This is a genomic window from Sphingomonas sp. BL2 (genome assembly GCF_056680015.1).
Window position 1 is genome coordinate 2,268,949 of record NZ_CM155261.1, and the last position, 15,187, is coordinate 2,284,135.

The 15,187-nt window shown below is 66.3% G+C and carries 13 protein-coding genes; 5 read left to right on the forward strand and 8 right to left on the reverse strand.

Annotated features, from left to right (window positions below):
* Window positions 1-18: 18 nt before the first annotated feature.
* Together AC1ME3_RS10620 and AC1ME3_RS10625 are read left to right on the forward strand one after the other, a co-directional pair.
* Window positions 19-1,857 (forward strand): acetyl/propionyl/methylcrotonyl-CoA carboxylase subunit alpha, encoded by a 1,839-nt coding sequence (locus tag AC1ME3_RS10620; RefSeq protein ID WP_480953111.1) that lies wholly within the window; start codon window positions 19-21, stop codon window positions 1,855-1,857.
* Window positions 1,857-2,318 carry a MaoC family dehydratase gene (locus AC1ME3_RS10625; RefSeq protein ID WP_353441292.1) on the forward strand — a complete coding sequence of 154 codons (462 nt, stop codon included), beginning with the start codon at window positions 1,857-1,859 and terminating at the stop codon, window positions 2,316-2,318. Before AC1ME3_RS10620 ends, AC1ME3_RS10625 begins: the two co-directional genes overlap by 1 nt.
* Here AC1ME3_RS10625 and AC1ME3_RS10630 read toward each other — a convergent pair.
* Both AC1ME3_RS10630 and AC1ME3_RS10635 read right to left on the reverse strand, forming a co-directional pair.
* A complete protein-coding gene (locus AC1ME3_RS10630; protein WP_480953112.1) occupies window positions 2,312-4,102 on the reverse strand; it encodes an IlvD/Edd family dehydratase in 1,791 nt (596 codons plus the stop codon). The genes AC1ME3_RS10625 and AC1ME3_RS10630 overlap by 7 nt on opposite strands.
* 24 nt (window positions 4,103-4,126) lie before the next feature.
* The gene (locus tag AC1ME3_RS10635) at window positions 4,127-5,272 is read right to left on the reverse strand and encodes an aldose epimerase family protein (RefSeq protein WP_480953113.1); all 1,146 of its coding nucleotides are present in this window, start codon (window positions 5,270-5,272) and stop codon (window positions 4,127-4,129) included.
* 136 nt (window positions 5,273-5,408) lie between these two features.
* Between AC1ME3_RS10635 and AC1ME3_RS10640 the strand changes: the two genes are divergently transcribed.
* Together AC1ME3_RS10640 and araD1 are read left to right on the forward strand one after the other, a co-directional pair.
* Complete coding sequence (locus tag AC1ME3_RS10640) at window positions 5,409-6,731, forward strand: sugar MFS transporter (protein ID WP_480953114.1); 1,323 nt, start codon at window positions 5,409-5,411, stop codon at window positions 6,729-6,731.
* Window positions 6,732-6,894: 163 nt separating this feature from the next.
* Window positions 6,895-7,890: an AraD1 family protein gene (gene araD1, locus AC1ME3_RS10645; protein ID WP_480953115.1), complete on the forward strand. Its 996-nt coding sequence runs from the start codon at window positions 6,895-6,897 to the stop codon at window positions 7,888-7,890.
* A 2-nt stretch (window positions 7,891-7,892) separates the two neighbouring features.
* On the opposite strand, the gene AC1ME3_RS10650 is transcribed toward araD1, so the two are convergent.
* Together AC1ME3_RS10650 and AC1ME3_RS10655 are read right to left on the reverse strand one after the other, a co-directional pair.
* Complete coding sequence (locus AC1ME3_RS10650) at window positions 7,893-9,293, reverse strand: sensor histidine kinase (protein ID WP_480953116.1); 1,401 nt, start codon at window positions 9,291-9,293, stop codon at window positions 7,893-7,895.
* 166 nt (window positions 9,294-9,459) lie between these two features.
* Entirely contained in the window at window positions 9,460-10,125 is a 666-nt protein-coding gene (locus tag AC1ME3_RS10655) for a response regulator transcription factor (RefSeq protein ID WP_480953117.1), read from the reverse strand.
* 112 nt (window positions 10,126-10,237) lie between these two features.
* On the opposite strand from AC1ME3_RS10655, the gene AC1ME3_RS10660 reads away from it, so the two are divergent.
* Window positions 10,238-10,921: a hypothetical protein gene (locus tag AC1ME3_RS10660; RefSeq protein ID WP_480953118.1), complete on the forward strand. Its 684-nt coding sequence runs from the start codon at window positions 10,238-10,240 to the stop codon at window positions 10,919-10,921.
* Between the two features lie 58 nt (window positions 10,922-10,979).
* Here the strand turns inward: AC1ME3_RS10660 and AC1ME3_RS10665 are convergent, their stop codons facing one another.
* From AC1ME3_RS10665 to AC1ME3_RS10680, 4 genes are all read right to left on the reverse strand, one after another.
* Entirely contained in the window at window positions 10,980-11,201 is a 222-nt protein-coding gene (locus AC1ME3_RS10665; RefSeq protein WP_107961674.1) for a hypothetical protein, read from the reverse strand.
* Window positions 11,198-12,331, reverse strand: coding sequence for a PepSY-associated TM helix domain-containing protein (locus AC1ME3_RS10670; RefSeq protein ID WP_480953119.1), 1,134 nt, complete (start codon window positions 12,329-12,331; stop codon window positions 11,198-11,200). The genes AC1ME3_RS10665 and AC1ME3_RS10670 overlap by 4 nt, the downstream gene beginning before the upstream one ends.
* A gap of 241 nt (window positions 12,332-12,572) precedes the next feature.
* Complete coding sequence (locus AC1ME3_RS10675; protein WP_480953120.1) at window positions 12,573-13,466, reverse strand: SDR family oxidoreductase; 894 nt, start codon at window positions 13,464-13,466, stop codon at window positions 12,573-12,575.
* Between the two features lie 59 nt (window positions 13,467-13,525).
* A complete protein-coding gene (locus tag AC1ME3_RS10680; RefSeq protein ID WP_480953121.1) occupies window positions 13,526-15,145 on the reverse strand; it encodes an OFA family MFS transporter in 1,620 nt (539 codons plus the stop codon).
* Window positions 15,146-15,187 lie beyond the last annotated feature (42 nt).

Consider the following 15,187-nt stretch of genomic DNA (forward strand, 5'->3'; position numbering starts at 1 on the left):
CTTCACTCGGCTGAACCGATGATCGAGTCCCTCCTGATCGCCAATCGCGGCGAGATCGCCTGCCGCATCATCCGCACTGCAAGGGCGCTCGGCATCCGCACGATCGCGGTCTATTCGGACGCCGACGCGAACGCGCTCCACGTCCGCCAGGCCGACGAAGCCGTGCACATCGGCGCTTCCCCGGCGCGCGAAAGCTACCTCGTCGGCGACCGCATCATCGCCGCCGCGCTCGACACCGGCGCGGAGGCGATCCACCCCGGCTACGGCTTCCTGTCGGAGAACGCCGATTTCGCCCAGGCCGTGCTCGACGCCGGACTGATCTGGGTCGGCCCCAACCCCGACAGCATCCGCGCGATGGGCCTGAAGGACGCCGCGAAACAGCGCATGATCGCCGCGGGCGTGCCTGTTACGCCGGGCTATCTCGGTGAGGACCAGTCGCCCGACCGTCTGAAGGCAGAGGCCGACGCGATCGGCTACCCCGTCCTCATCAAGGCGGTCGCCGGCGGCGGCGGCAAGGGCATGCGCCGCGTCGATACGGCCGCGGAGTTCGCCGACGCGCTCGTCTCGTGCCAGCGCGAGGCGGCGTCCTCGTTCGGCAACACTGCCGTGCTGATCGAGAAATACATCCTCTCGCCGCGCCACATCGAGGTGCAGGTTTTCGGCGACAGCCACGGCAACGTCGTCCACCTGTTCGAACGCGACTGCTCGCTCCAGCGCCGCCACCAGAAGGTGATCGAGGAAGCCCCAGCACCCGGCATGGACGCCACCACCCGCGAAGCGATCTGCGCCGCCGCGGTCAAGGCCGCCAAGGCAGTCGATTACGTCGGCGCCGGCACCATCGAATTCATCGCCGACGCCAGCGAAGGCCTTCGCGCAGACCGCATCTGGTTCATGGAGATGAACACGCGGTTGCAGGTCGAGCATCCGGTGACCGAAGAGATCACCGGCCAGGACCTCGTCGAATGGCAACTCCGCGTCGCGTCCGGCGAGCCCTTGCCCAAGCGTCAGGACGAACTGGCGATCGACGGCTGGGCGATGGAGGCGCGGCTCTATGCGGAGGATCCCGCTAAGGGATTCCTCCCGTCGATCGGAACGCTCGAACGCTTCGATCTCGGTACCACCGCCCGCGTCGATACCGGGGTAGAGCAGGGCGCTGAAATCTCGCCCTTCTACGACCCGATGATCGCCAAGGTGATCGCCTGGGGTGAAGACCGCGAGACCGCGCGCGAAGCCCTGGCGTATGCGCTCGACGGCGCGGTCGTCTGGCCGGTTCGCTCCAACGCGGGGTTCCTCGTCGAGGCGCTCGACCATCCCAACTTCGTGGCGGGCACGCTCGACACCGGGCTGATCGCTCGCGAAGGCGACGCGCTCATGCCGCCGACGCACCCGACTGAAGAGGCGTTGAGCGAAGCCGCGGGCGCGCTCGTCTCCACCGATCCGATCGCCGGCTTCCGTCTCAATGCCGCGCCCCGCCGCAGCGCGACATTCCTGCTGGACGGCGAACCGGTCGAGGTCGATCTTGACGGACAGGCCGGAACTACGTCGGCGTTCGAAGACGTCCTGATCTCCGAAGCCGGCCAGACCTGGCAGCTCAAGCCTTGGCGTGCGTCGGGTGTCGCTGCGGGCGGAGCGGCGGACGGGGCGATCCTGTCGCCGATGCCCGGCCGGATCATCGCGGTCGACGTTTCGGCCGGCGACACCGTTACCAAGGGCCAGAAGCTCGTCACGCTCGAGGCGATGAAGATGGAGCACTCCCTGACCGCGCCGTTCGACGGCATCGTCGCGGACCTGAACGCAATCGAGGGCGGGCAGGTGACCGAGGGCACCATGCTCGTCCGCATCGAGAAGGATAACTGATGGCCGGCCGCTATTTCGACGACTGGAGCATCGGCGACCGGATCGAACACGAGATCCGCCGCACGGTGACCGAGACGGACAACCTCCTGTTTTCGACAATGACGCACAACCCGCAGCCGCTCCACCTCGATATCGAGGCGGCCAAGGCGAGCGAGTTCGGCCGGATCCTCGTCAACGGCACCTTCACCTTCGCGCTGATGGTCGGACTGTCGGTCGGCGAGACGACGCTCGGCACGCTTGTCGCCAATCTCGGCTACGATAAGCTGGTACACCCGAAGCCCGTGTTCATCGGCGACACGATGCGCTGCGAGACCGAGGTGACCGAGCTGAAACCAAGCAAGTCGCGCCCCAACGCGGGCATCGTCACCTTCACGCACCGCCTGATCAACCAGCGCGACGAGATCGTCTGCCAATGCCTGCGCACCGCCCTGATCGAGCGGCGCGCAAGTCCGCCTCAGTGATTGTCGCGCGGTAGGCCCATCGTCTGCGCGATGCGTTGATACTTCTCGGCGCCTTCGAGGATCGCACCGGTTTCCATCTGGCCGACAGTGGCGCGCTGGATTTCCTGCCAAGGCGTCTGCGAACGCGGATAGGCATAGCCGCCCGCCTCGGTCAGCGCACGGCGGCGCTCGGCGAGATCCTCGTCTGAGATCAGCACGTTGGCGCTGCCCTTGGCGAGATCGATGCGGACACGATCACCGGTCCGGATCAACGCAAGCCCACCCATCGCCGCCGCCTCGGGCGAGGCGTTGAGGATCGAAGGCGACCCCGACGTCCCCGACTGGCGACCATCGCCGATGCAGGGGAGGGCGTGGACGCCCTCGCGGATCAGATACGCCGGCGGCCGCATGTTCACCACCTCGGCCGCACCCGGATAACCGATCGGCCCCGCGCCGCGCATGAACAACAACGTGTCGGTGGTGATCCCGAGCGACGGATCGTCGATCCGGTGGTGATAATCCTCCGGGCCGTCGAACACGACCGCGGGGCCCTCGAACGCCTCGAGATCGTCCGGGTTGGACAGATAGCGCGCGCGGAACTCCGGCGAAATCACGCTGGTCTTCATGATCGCCGAGTCGAACAGATTGCCGCGCAACACGATGAACCCGGCATCCTCCAGCAACGGCGTGGCGAACGGGCGGATGACGCGCTCGTCCTCGATCGTCGCATTGCGGCAATTGTCGCCGATCGACTTGCCGTTCGCGGTCATCGCGTCTTCGTGGATCAGGCCCTGCTTCATCAACTCGGCAACCACCGCAGGCACGCCGCCCGCATGGTAATAATCCTCGCCCAGATACTCGCCGGCGGGCTGAAGATTGACCATCAGCGGCACCTTGTGGCCGTGCGTTTGCCAGTCGTCGATCGGCAGGTCGACGCCGATGTGGCGCGCGATCGCGGCGAGGTGGATCGGCGCGTTGGTCGACCCGCCGATCGCCGAATTGACGACGATCGCGTTGTGGAACGCCTCCTTGGTCAGGATGTCCGACGGCTTCAGGTCTTCCGAAACCATGTCGACGATCCGCTTGCCGGTCTTGTACGCGACCTCCTGGCGATCACGGTACGGCGCGGGTATCGCGGCCGAACCGGGCAGCTGCATGCCGAGCGCCTCGGCGAGGCTGTTCATCGTCGTCGCGGTACCCATCGTGTTGCAATAGCCGGTCGACGGCGCCGACGACGCGACGAGTTTGATGAAGCCCTCGTCGTCGATCGCGCCGGTCGCGAGCAGCTCGCGTGCCTTCCACACGATCGTCCCCGAGCCGGTCCGCTCGCCCTTGTGCCAGCCGTTGAGCATCGGCCCCACGGAGAGCGCGATGGCGGGGATGTTCACGGTTGCCGCCGCCATCAGGCACGCCGGCGTGGTCTTGTCACAGCCGATCGTCAGCACGACGCCGTCGAGCGGATAGCCGTATAACACCTCAACCAGCGCCAGATAGGCGAGGTTGCGATCGAGCCCCGCGGTCGGCCGCTTGCCGGTCTCCTGGATCGGGTGGACTGGAAATTCGAGCGCGATGCCGCCCGCTTCCCGAATACCTTCGCGCAACCGTTCGGCGAGCACGAGGTGATGGCGGTTGCAGGGGCTCAGGTCGCTGCCGGTCTGCGCGATGCCGATGATCGGCTTGCCCGAGCGCAGTTCCTCGAGGCTCAGCCCGAAGTTCAGATAGCGCTCCAGATAGAGCGCGGTCATGTCGATATTCTCGGGGTTGTCGAACCACGCGCGCGAGCGGAGCTTAGGCATGTCGGTCATGAGGAGCTTTCTGGAGATCGAATATCAGCGGGCGACGGAAAGGCGGTAGATCATCGCGTGATGATACGGCTTGCCCGGATCGACGCGTGCGGAGACGAAGTTCGGCTTGTTCGGCGCATCGGGGAATTTCTGCGGTTCGAGCGCGATGCCGTCGCCCATCCGGTACAGATGGCCCTTCTTGCCGATGAACGTGCCGTCCAGGAAATTGCCCGTATAGAACTGCACACCGGGCTCGGTCGTCAGGACTTCGAGCACGCGGCCCGAGACAGGATCCTCCAGCCGCGCGGCCAGTTCGGGCTTGGCGGTCAGACCCTTGTCGAGCGCGAAATTGTGGTCATAGCCATGGCCGTAGCGGATCTGCTGGTCGCGACCATCGCGGATGCCCTCGCCGACGATGCGGCCGTTGCGGAAGTCGAACACCGTGCTGGCGACGGGCTGCAGCGCGCCGGTCGGGATCAGCTTGTCGTCGACCGGCGTGATCGCCTTGGCGGGGATCGTCAGCCGGTGGCCGTACGCGCCCATCGCCGAGCCCTCACCGCCGAGATCGAAGATGCCGTGATTGGTCATGTTGACGATCGTCGGCTTGTCGGTCTTCGCGTCATACGCGATGCCGAGATTGCCGGCTTCGTCGAGCGTATAGGTGACGGTGACGTCCAGGTTGCCGGGATAGCCGGAATCACCGTCCGGGCTGCGGTAGCCCAGCACGAGCGTCGCGGTCGGGCCGTTCGTCGCCGAGACGATCTTCCAGGCGACCTTGTCGAAGCCCTTGCCGCCGCCGTGCAGCGAATTGACCTTGTCGTTGAGCGGCAACTGGTACGCCTTGCCGTCCAGCGTGAAGCGGCCACCGGCAATGCGATTGGCGAAACGGCCGACCGTCACGCCGAAGAAATTGGGATGATCGACGTAGGAGGCGAGATCGTCATAGCCGAGCATCACGTCGGCGATCTTGCCGTTGCGGTCCGGGCCCATCAGCGATTGCAGCGTCGCGCCGTACGACAGGATGCGCGCGGAGACGCCATGCGCGTTGCTGAGCGTCACGGCCTCGATCGCGGTACCGTCCTTGAGCGTACCGGCAGGCGTGCGCTTTGCCTCTGCCGCGTCGGCTGCGTGCGCCGAAAGCGCTGCCAGCAAGGTTGCCACGATGATCCCCGACTTTGTGATTGCGCGCATTCCGGTTCCCGTCCTTATTCGTCCGACGCCGTTGACGCGCCTTGTGTGGCTATATAGTCGGACAATATATTTCTGGGCAAGCCTTGCGGGAAAAGACTGTTGCAGTCACCGACAGGGCACGGAGGATGAAACGACTATGGCGATGCCGATACAGACGCAAAAGCCCGTTGACGCTGGAGCGGTAAATGCCGCGGGAGGCGCGCCGAGCTATCGATCCGCGCTCACGTTGCTTGCCAGCCTGTTCTTCATGTGGGGCTTCATCACGGTCATCAACAACACGCTGCTGCCGCACCTGCGAAGCGTGTTCGACCTGAGCTACACGCAGACCACGCTGATCGAGAGCGTCTGGTTCATCGCCTATTTCTTCGCCTCGATCCCGTCGGCCAAGCTGATCGAGCGGGTCGGCTATCAGCGCGCGATGGTGTTCGGGCTCGGCCTGATGGCGGTCGGTGCGCTGATGATGGTGCCCGCCGCGCGGCTGCCCTCCTACGGCGTCACGCTGGTCGCGCTGTTCGTGATCGCGAGTGGCATCACGCTGCTGCAGGTTGCGGCGAATCCCTACGTCGCCGTCGTCGGTCCGCCCGAGACTGCGTCGTCGCGGCTGAACCTAGTGCAGGCGTTCAATTCGGCGGGTGCGACACTCGCGCCGCTTTTCGGTGGCTACTTGATCCTGGGTCGTTCGACCTCCGGCACGGCCGCTGCCGGTTCAACCGCGGTGCTGACGCAGGCCGAGCGGATTGCCGACGCGCAATCGGTCGTGCTGCCCTATCTGATCGTCGCGGCCGTGCTGGTTGTGCTGGCGATCGTGATCGCGCGCTTCCCGCTGCCGGCGATGGGGTCTTCGACGCAGCGTTCGGCGAAGGCGGATCGCAAGGGCCAGTCGCTCTGGTCGCATCGCAACCTCGTATTCGGCATCCCGGCGATCTTCATTTATCTGATAGCCGAAATTGGTGTCGCCAACCTGTTCATCAATTTCGTCAGCCAGCCGAACATCGGCAACCTGACGCACGAGCAGGCATCGCATTACTTGTTCATCCTGTGGGGCGGGATGATGGTCGGCCGGCTGATCGGCAGCGTCGTGATGCGCACGATCCCTGCCGAGCGCGTGCTGGCATTTGCGAGCATCGGTGCCGGCGTCGTGATGCTTATCGCGACCTTCACCACAGGGCACGTCGCGATGTGGGCGCTGATCTCCGTCGGTCTGTTCCACTCGATCATGTTCCCGACGATCTTTACGCTCGGGATCAAGGGGCTTGGGCCGTTGACCGAGGAAGGGTCGGGCCTGCTCATCATGGCGATCGCAGGCGGCGCGCTGGTCATCGTCCAGGGCTGGCTTGCAGATACCTACGGTCTCCAGAACTCGTTCCTGCTGACCGCGGCGTGCGAACTCTACGTGTTGTTCTACGCGGTGTGGGGATCGCGGACGACCAATGCGTTGCCGGAGCAAACGGCGCGCTAATCAGCCAAAACTTTCAGATCGTCGTGGTCTGACAATTAACCGATCAATTGGGATTTCTTGCGTAGTTGAGCAAGGTTGAAAGTAGCACGATCGGCATCGCTAGCGGCTGTAATCAGTCCGAGTAATAGGGTATGCCCTTCGCTCGTTAGCAGGAGAAGTAGAAGTGAGCAGTTTGCGCCTATTGCAGCATCGCGCAGCGAACGGCACGCGGTCGGTGATCGCCGCTACCGACGAAGGCGTGAACCTCGTCCCGGGCGTGGACAGCGTCCGTGAACTCGCAACGCGCGCGATCGCAGCGGGCACCGATCTTGCGACGGCGGTTCGGGCTTGCGGGACCGGCGCGGCAGTCGACATCGCCGCCGAACTTGCCGCCGGCCGCCTGCTGTCACCGGTCGATCATGGCGATCCCGCACATCTCATCATGACCGGCACTGGGCTGACGCATCTCGGCTCGGCGGAAGGGCGCGACAAGATGCACCGCGCTGCGGTCGCGGCGGAAACGCTGACAGATTCTATGCGCATGTTTCTCGACGGCGTTGCGGGCGGCAAGCCCGCGGCGGGCGAGACGGGCCAGCAGCCCGAATGGTTCTACAAGGGCGACGGATCGGGTCTCGTCGGGCCAGGCGGCGCACTCACCAGCCCCGCCTTCGCGCAGGACGGCGGCGAGGAGCCCGAACTCGCCGGCATCTACCTGATCGGCCCGGACGGTACGCCGTTCCGCCTTGGCCTCTGTCTTGCCAACGAGTTCAGCGATCACGTGACCGAGCGGCACAATTACCTCTGGCTCGCGCATTCCAAGCTGCGGCAGGCGGCGCTCGGTCCGGAATTGCTGACAGGCGCGATCCCGGATCATGTCGAGGGCATGAGCCGCATCCACCGCGACGGTGCGTTGCTTTGGGAAAAGCCGTTCCTCTCGGGCGAGGCGAACATGTCGCACACGATCGCCAACCTCGAGGCGCATCACTTCAAATACGACCTGTTTCGCCGGCCCGGCGACGTCCACGTTCATTTCTTCGGGACGGCAACGTTGTCATTCAGCGAAGGCGTGACGACGCGGGAGGGCGACGTTTTCGAGATCGAGGCGGCGCCGTTCACGCTGCCGTTGCGTAACACGCTGGCCAAGGCATCGCCGTCGCCGGTCGTCGTCCGCGCACTGTGAAATCAGCCGCGCTGAGGTAGCGTCAGGCGGACTAACAAGCCGCCGAGGACGGGGGAACGGTCGAGCGTCACCGTGCCCCCGTTCAGTTCGGCGAGTTCGCGCGTGATCGACAGTCCGAAGCCGTGTCCGTCGCCGCGTTCGTCGAGGCGTCGGCCGGGTAGGACGGCTTGTGCCATCGCCGTGTCGTCGAGACCTTGGCCGTCGTCGGCGATCTCCAGCGTGACCGTGCCGTCGATCGGGTTCGCAGTAATTGAAACCGCGGCGCGCGCGTGACGCCAGGCGTTGTCGAGGAGGTTGCCGATCATCTCGTCGAGATCCTGCGGGTCGATTGCGACGGCAAGGTCGTCGGGGATCGCGATGTCGACCGTCATCGGGCGATCGGCATGGATCCGACGCAACACCCCGACGAGATCGGCAACGGCGTTGGCGATCGCCGTTCGAGTGCGTGCGCCGCCGGTCGCGTCGGCGCGAGCGCGACCGAGGTGATGGCGGACGCGGCGATCGATCTGGTCGACCATGTCGCGGACGTCCGCATCGGCGTTTGCCTCGGCGAGCTTAAGCGAGAGTGCGGCGAGGGGAGTCTTCAGCCCGTGCGCAAGGTTGGCAACGTGCTGACGAGCGTGCGCGAGCCCGGCCGCGTTCTGGTCGATCAGCGCGTTGAGTTCGGTGACGAGCGGTTGCAGTTCGCCGGGCTGATCGGCGGGGACGTGGCGCTCGGTGCCGGCGCGGACCGCAGCGAGCGCGCTGCGGAGATCGCGCAGGGGGCGCAGGCCGAAGCGGAGTTGCACCAGCGTCGCCAGCGCGAGTCCGGCGCCAAGCAAGGCGAGCGAGCCGAGCAGCGGGATCATTGCCTCGCGCAACGGCTCCTCGACGATCCGGCGTGGGCCGATCGCTGTGATCGTCACCGTGCCGCGCGGTGTGGCGACGTCCATGGTGCGCGAGTGCAGCCGCTCCCCGCTTCGGTCGCGCGCTTCGCCAGGGTGGATCGGTCGGTCTTCTTGCCCGCCGGGGCCGGGTGGAAGCGGGCGCTCTTCATTGAGAGGTAGAACGGGCGGCGGCGGTGGAATGGTTGAGGCTGGCTTTGAAATGGTTGGGGGCAGGGTCGTGCCGCTATCGAAGCGACCGGCGGGACCTTCGACCTGCCATGACCAGTCGGACCCGGGTTCGCCGAACTCGGGCAGGTCGATCGCGCGCATCCGGTCGAGCGTAGCATCGGGGCGGACCGCGCGCGCCAGCACCGCGACCTGCGCATCGAGCCGCTCGTCGAGCCCGCGGGTGACGAAGCGTTCGAGGACGTGGCCGATCGTCACGCCCGCGAACAGCAGCGCGATCCCGGTCGACAGCGCGGCGATCGCTAGCATTCGGCCGAAGAGGGAGCGGGGGACGATGCGGAATCGGATCATCGCAGATTTGCCTGGCGCCAGAACGATCCCGCCAAACCCCACCCCGGCGAAGGCCGGGGCCCAATTGGGAAGGCTTTGAAAATCAGGGGTCGCGTCTCTTCACCTGCGTCCCCCAATTGGGCCCCGGCCTTCGCCGGGGTGGTGGATGTGGTTTGCATAACCTTCATCAGGAACCATCCGCCGTCAGCCGATACCCACGGCCGCGCACCGTCTCGATCATCTGTGCACCGATCTTCCGCCGAAGCCGGCCGATGATGACCTCGATCGAGTTCGAATCCACGTCCGCGTCGCCTTCGTACACCCGCTCGATCAGGTCGGCGCGTTCAATGACGACTTCACGGCGGAGCATCAGCGCGGACAGCACCCGCCATTCGAACGCGGTGAGTTTCAGCGGCAAGCCGTTCAACTCGAACGTACCGAGTTGCGCGTCGAACGTCAGCGGCCCGCACGTGACTCGCGCCGCCGCATGGCCAGCCGCGCGGCGAACCAGCGCGCGCAACCGCATCACGACCTCCTCGACCCGGAACGGCTTTACGACATAATCGTCGGCGCCAGCCTTGAAGCCCTCGACCTTTTCCGACCAGCCGTCGCGCGCGGTGAGGATCAGCACCGGCAGGTCGCGTCCCGCGGCGCGCCAGTCGCGCAGCACCGACAGGCCGTCGCGCTTGGGCAGGCCGAGATCCAGAACCGCTGCGTCATACAATTCGGTAGCACCAAGGTGCCCGCCATCCTCGCCGTTGCTCGCGACGTCGACCGCGAAATGCTCCGCGCGCAACGCCCGCGCCAGCCCGTCGGCGATCGCCGCATCGTCCTCGACCAATAATACCCGCATGCCCGTTTCCCTATGCCTGAGAGCCCAACGGAAACTGAACGGGTTGGTTCAGCGGGCGTCGGCAGCGCGGGCCTAGACGGTGATTCGTCAACCAATGAGAGGAACGACGCACGTGACCGAACATTCCCATATTGCGCCGAACAAGCGCTTCAATCTCCGCCGCAACCGCCTTGCGATCGCCGCGGCCGGTCTGCTGGTGGTCGGCGGTGCAGCCGGTGCCGTCACCGTCGCCGCCACGCGCCCGAGCGTGACGATGGCGCCCGCCACGCCAACCGCGATCCGTTCGCTCCAGTCCGACGGCATCGTCACGATCCGCGGCACCGTCGCGGAGACCTACGGCAACAAGTTCGTGATGGCCGACCGCACCGGTCGCGCGCTGGTCGATCTCGGTCGGGAAGGCGATGGCAGCAACCTGGTCGCGGCCGGTCAGCCCGTGACGATCCAGGGTCGGTTCGAAGATGGCTTCGTCCACGCCTCCTTCCTGGTCGCGCCCGGCGGCAAGGTAACGGCGCTGGGCCCGGTCGGCGGCCCGCCGCGTGGCCCGCATGGTCCTGGTGGCCCGGGACGCGACGGTCCGGGGCGTGATGGCCCTGGTGGCCCGGGAGGTCCGGGCGGTCCGGGTGGGCCGGAAGGTCCCGGTGCTCCCGGCGGTCCGGGTGCTCCTCCGCCGCCGCCGGCGGGTATGGCGCCCCCGCCGCCGCCAATGGCTAACGGTGCAGTTGCGCCCGCACCCGTTGCTCCTCCGGTCGGGGCGCCGACGACCGCACCGACCCGGCAGGCGACCCCGGCGACCTGATGCCGTCCGCCTGACGGTCACAACACTAGCGCGGAGCCGGTATCATGCCGGTTCCGCGTTATCGCCGTATCGGTGCAGTCCTAAGCTGTTGGCGGCGCAGCACCGGTTCGGGCGGGCGGACCCAATAGCGGCCGGTCACGACGAGCGGCAGCGCGAGCAGCAGGCCGGCGCCGACATCCCAGACGCCGTCGCCGATCAGGCCCGCGCCGAGCCCCGCGACGGTCGACACGCCGAGCAGGATCGGCAGTGCGAAGATCTGGCCGTTGGTCTTGTGGGTCATGCGATTTCTCCCGCCATCACGACTTCGCGGACGCGCTGGTCGCTAGGACCGCCGCGACGACGCAGCCAAAGATACAGCCCGCTGCCGAGCACGATGATCGTCAAAATGTCGAAGAGCGCCCAGATGATCTTCATCGCGAGGCCGCCGTAATTTCCGAAATGCAGCGGCTGTGCGAGCAGCATCGCCTGCATGTACCAGGGCATCGGAACGACCGCGTCGAGCCGTCCGGTCGCGGCATCGACGAAGCCGGGCAGCAAAATCTTCGATGTCAGCGGCGTCGCGCCCTTCAGGAAGACGGCGTAGTGGTGGTGGCTGCTGAAGACGACGCCGGGGAAGGCGATGAACTGCGGCTTCATCTCGGGTGCCTTACGCTGCACCACGTCGAGCGCGGCCTGGACCGAGGCACGCTGTGCGGGCAATGGCGTGCGCGCTTCGCTGGCGATGATCTCGGCGAGGCCGTTCGCCTTCCAGATACCGGTGATCGGCACGACGAAGGTGTTGATCGTGCCCGTCACGCCGACGACGCTCGCCCAGGCGAGCGTGACGATGCCGAGCAGATTATGGCGATCGAGCCAGCCGAGCCGCTTGCTGCGGCCACGACGTAATGTGCCGAAGTCGAGCTTGGCCATGAACGGCGCGTAGAGCACAACGCCCGAGACGATCGCCGCGAAGAAAAGCAGGCCCATCACGCCCAGGAAGATTTCCGCCCAGAAGCCGAGGAACATGTCGGTGTGGAGCTTCAGGATGAACGCCATCACGCCGGGAACATAGGGCGGCATCTTCGTACCAGTGCGCGCGTCGAACGCGAGGAAATGCATCGCTGCGGGTGCGGCGTCGGGCGTCGGGCCGGTCGTCACGTAGACGATCGGGCGCTCGTCATCGAAGCTGACGTAAAGCGGAATTTCGCCGGGAGCGGCCTTTGCAGCACGGCCGAGAATGGCGTCGAGCGACAGCGACGGCGTGTTTGCCGGAAGCGTGGCCATCGGAGCGGGCGGGTCCAGCCAGCCGTCGATTTCCTCGTCGAAGATCAGCGGCAAGCCGGTCACGCAGAGCATCAGCAGGAACGCGGTGCAGATCAGGCTCGTCCATTTGTGGACGAGATACCAGGTCTTGATCGTGCCGCGGGTCATGCGCGGGGAGCGGTTTTTACGAGGGGTATGATCTGCTGAGCGGTCACCAGCGCACAGGTACAGATTTGATAACGATGTGCAATAGCGGCGTTTGGTTGGCCTCTTGGCTATCCTCCCCCGCCAGGGGGAGGTGGCACCGAAGGTGTCGGAGGGGGAGGAACGCGCAACGACGGTGATCCTTACCTCCCCCTCCGTCTGGCAAGGGCCAGCCACCTCCCCCTGGCGGGGGAGGATTAGGGGGTCAGGCCACCCCTGCGCCGCCGGTGACGCCGTAGACTTCACCCGTGATGTAGCTGCCCTCCTGCGAGGCTAGCAGCACGTAGACCGGGGCGATCTCCACCGGCTGGCCGGGACGCCCGAAATGGCTCTTCGATCCAAACGTCTCGAGCGTTTCCTGTGGTTGGCCGCCGCTGGGCTGAAGCACCGTCCAGAATGGGCCCGGCGCGACGACGTTGGCGCGGATGCCCTTCTCGATCAGCTGCTTGGCGAGCCCCTTGGTGTAGGCGACGATCGCCGCCTTGGTGGTCGCATAGTCGAGCAGATTGTCCGACGGGTCATAGCCCTGCACCGACGCGGTCGTGATCACCGCCGCGCCGACGGGGAGGTGCGGTACGGCGGCCTGCACGAACCAGTGCAAGGCATAGACGTTGGTCTTCATCGTCTGGTCGAAATCGTCGGTCGAGATGTCGGCCACGGTCGGCCGCGTCTGCTGGCGCCCGGCGTTGACGACCAGCACGTCGAGGCCGCCGAACGCATCGACCGTCTGCTGGACAGCGGCGCGGCAGAACGACTCGTCCTTCACGTCGCCCGGCAGCGCGAGGGCCTGGCGCCCCTCGGCCTCGATCAGCGCGACGACTTCCTTCGCATCCGACTCCTCGGCAGGGAGATAGACGATCGCGACGTCGCCGCCTTCGCGGGCATAGGCGATCGCCGCGGCACGGCCGATGCCGCTGTCGCCGCCGGTGATGAGCGCCTTGCGCCCCGCCAGCTTACCCGAGCCCTTGTAGCTCGTCTCGCCGTGATCGGGCTTCGGATCCATCTTCGACGCGATCCCCGGGGCTTCCTGCGGCTGTTGCGGGAAGGGGGGCTGCGGATATTGCGTGCGCGGATCCTGCATCGTGAGCCGGTCGGCCATGGGGTGCTCCTGTGTCGAATGAACAGGGGCAACCCATGCCGGCGCGGATAGGTTGCGTTCTATTTGAGCAGGATCAACGCCTTCGACAGCGTCATGTAGATCCCCCAGAGGATCGGCAGCCCGACCGCGAGCCACGCAAAGACGACGATCGGCGAGGTGCCGGTTGTCGCAGCAGCCGTACCGCCGGCCACCGTGTCGACCGCGATGGGACCGTCGTCCGCCGCCATGTGGAACTTCGCCGCGACCGGCCGGACGAACAGGTTCGCGACGAACCCGGCGACGAGCATCGCCGCCAGCACGAGGAAGATCGGCGGATAGATATCGCTGCGGGGTACACCCGCCGCGATCGCGCGGTCACGCATGTTGGCGACGAGCAACGGCCCGACCACGCCGGCTGTCGACCAGGCGGTCAGCAATCGTCCGTGGATCGCACCGACATATTTGGTCCCAAAGAGGTCGGCGAGATACGCCGGCGCGGTCGCGAAACCACCGCCGTACATCGACGCGAGGATGCAGAAGACTAGGATGAACAGGCCCAGGGTGGTGCCCGCCAGTGCCGGTGCCGCGAACCCGTAGAGCACGGCGCCTGCCGCGAGGATCGTCGCGAACAGCGGCTTGCGGCCGATCCGATCGGACAGCCACGCCCAGAAGAACCGCCCGCCGATGTTGAACAGGCTGATCGCACCGACGAACCCTGCGCCGACTGCCGCCGCCGCTTTCTTCTGGTCGTCGTCGAACGCCGTGAACAACACGCTCGGCGCGTCGATCAGGCGTCCGCCGAACAGCTCCTGCAACATCGGCGAAGCGATGCCGATGATCCCGATCGAGGCGGAGACGTTGAAGAACAGCACCAGCCATACCAGCCAGAATTGCGGCGTGCGGTGCGCGTCCGACAGCGCGACGTTGAAGCGGCTGATCGACGCCTTGGCGCTCGTCGGCGCGGTCCAGCCGGCGGGCGCCCAGCCCTCGGCCGGCACGCGGTAGCCGATCGCGCCGGCCATCATGAACACGAAATAGATGCACGCCAGGACGAGGAACGTCTGCCACACGCCGACGCCCGTCGGGCTAGCGAAATGCTTCATCAGCAAATCGGCGAGCGGTCCGCCGATCATCGCGCCGCCGCCAAAGCCCATGATCGCCATCCCGGTCGCCATGCCGCGCCGATCGGGAAACCATTTGATCAGCGTCGAGACGGGCGAGATGTAGCCGAGCCCAAGCCCGATCCCGCCGATGACGCCCGACCCGAGCCAGATCAGCCAGAGCTGATGCGTCGATATCCCGATCGCGGCGATGCCCATGCCGCCGCACCAGCAGAATGCTGCGACGACGCCGGCTTTCCGCGGGCCTGCGCGCTCGAGCCAGCCGCCCCAGATCGCGGCGGCGGCACCGAGCACGACGAAGAACAACGTGTACGTCCAGACGAGGTCGCTGACTCGCCAGTCGCAGGTCGTGGTGGTCAGCGCGCTGAGCAGCGTAAGGTTGGGGCAGGCGACCGGGTCGGTGATCCCGATCGCGCGCGACAGCGGCAACCAGAACACGCTGAACCCGTACGCCATGCCGATGCACAGGTGGATAGCGAGCGCGCAGGGGGGCACGAGCCAGCGGTTGAAGCCTGGCGCGGCGACGGTTCGCGCCCTGCTCAAGAACCCGGTGGTCCCCGTGTCGATCGTGTTCGTCATCCAACCCCCGCTTATTATCGGTATTGGCGGCAGCGTGGACGA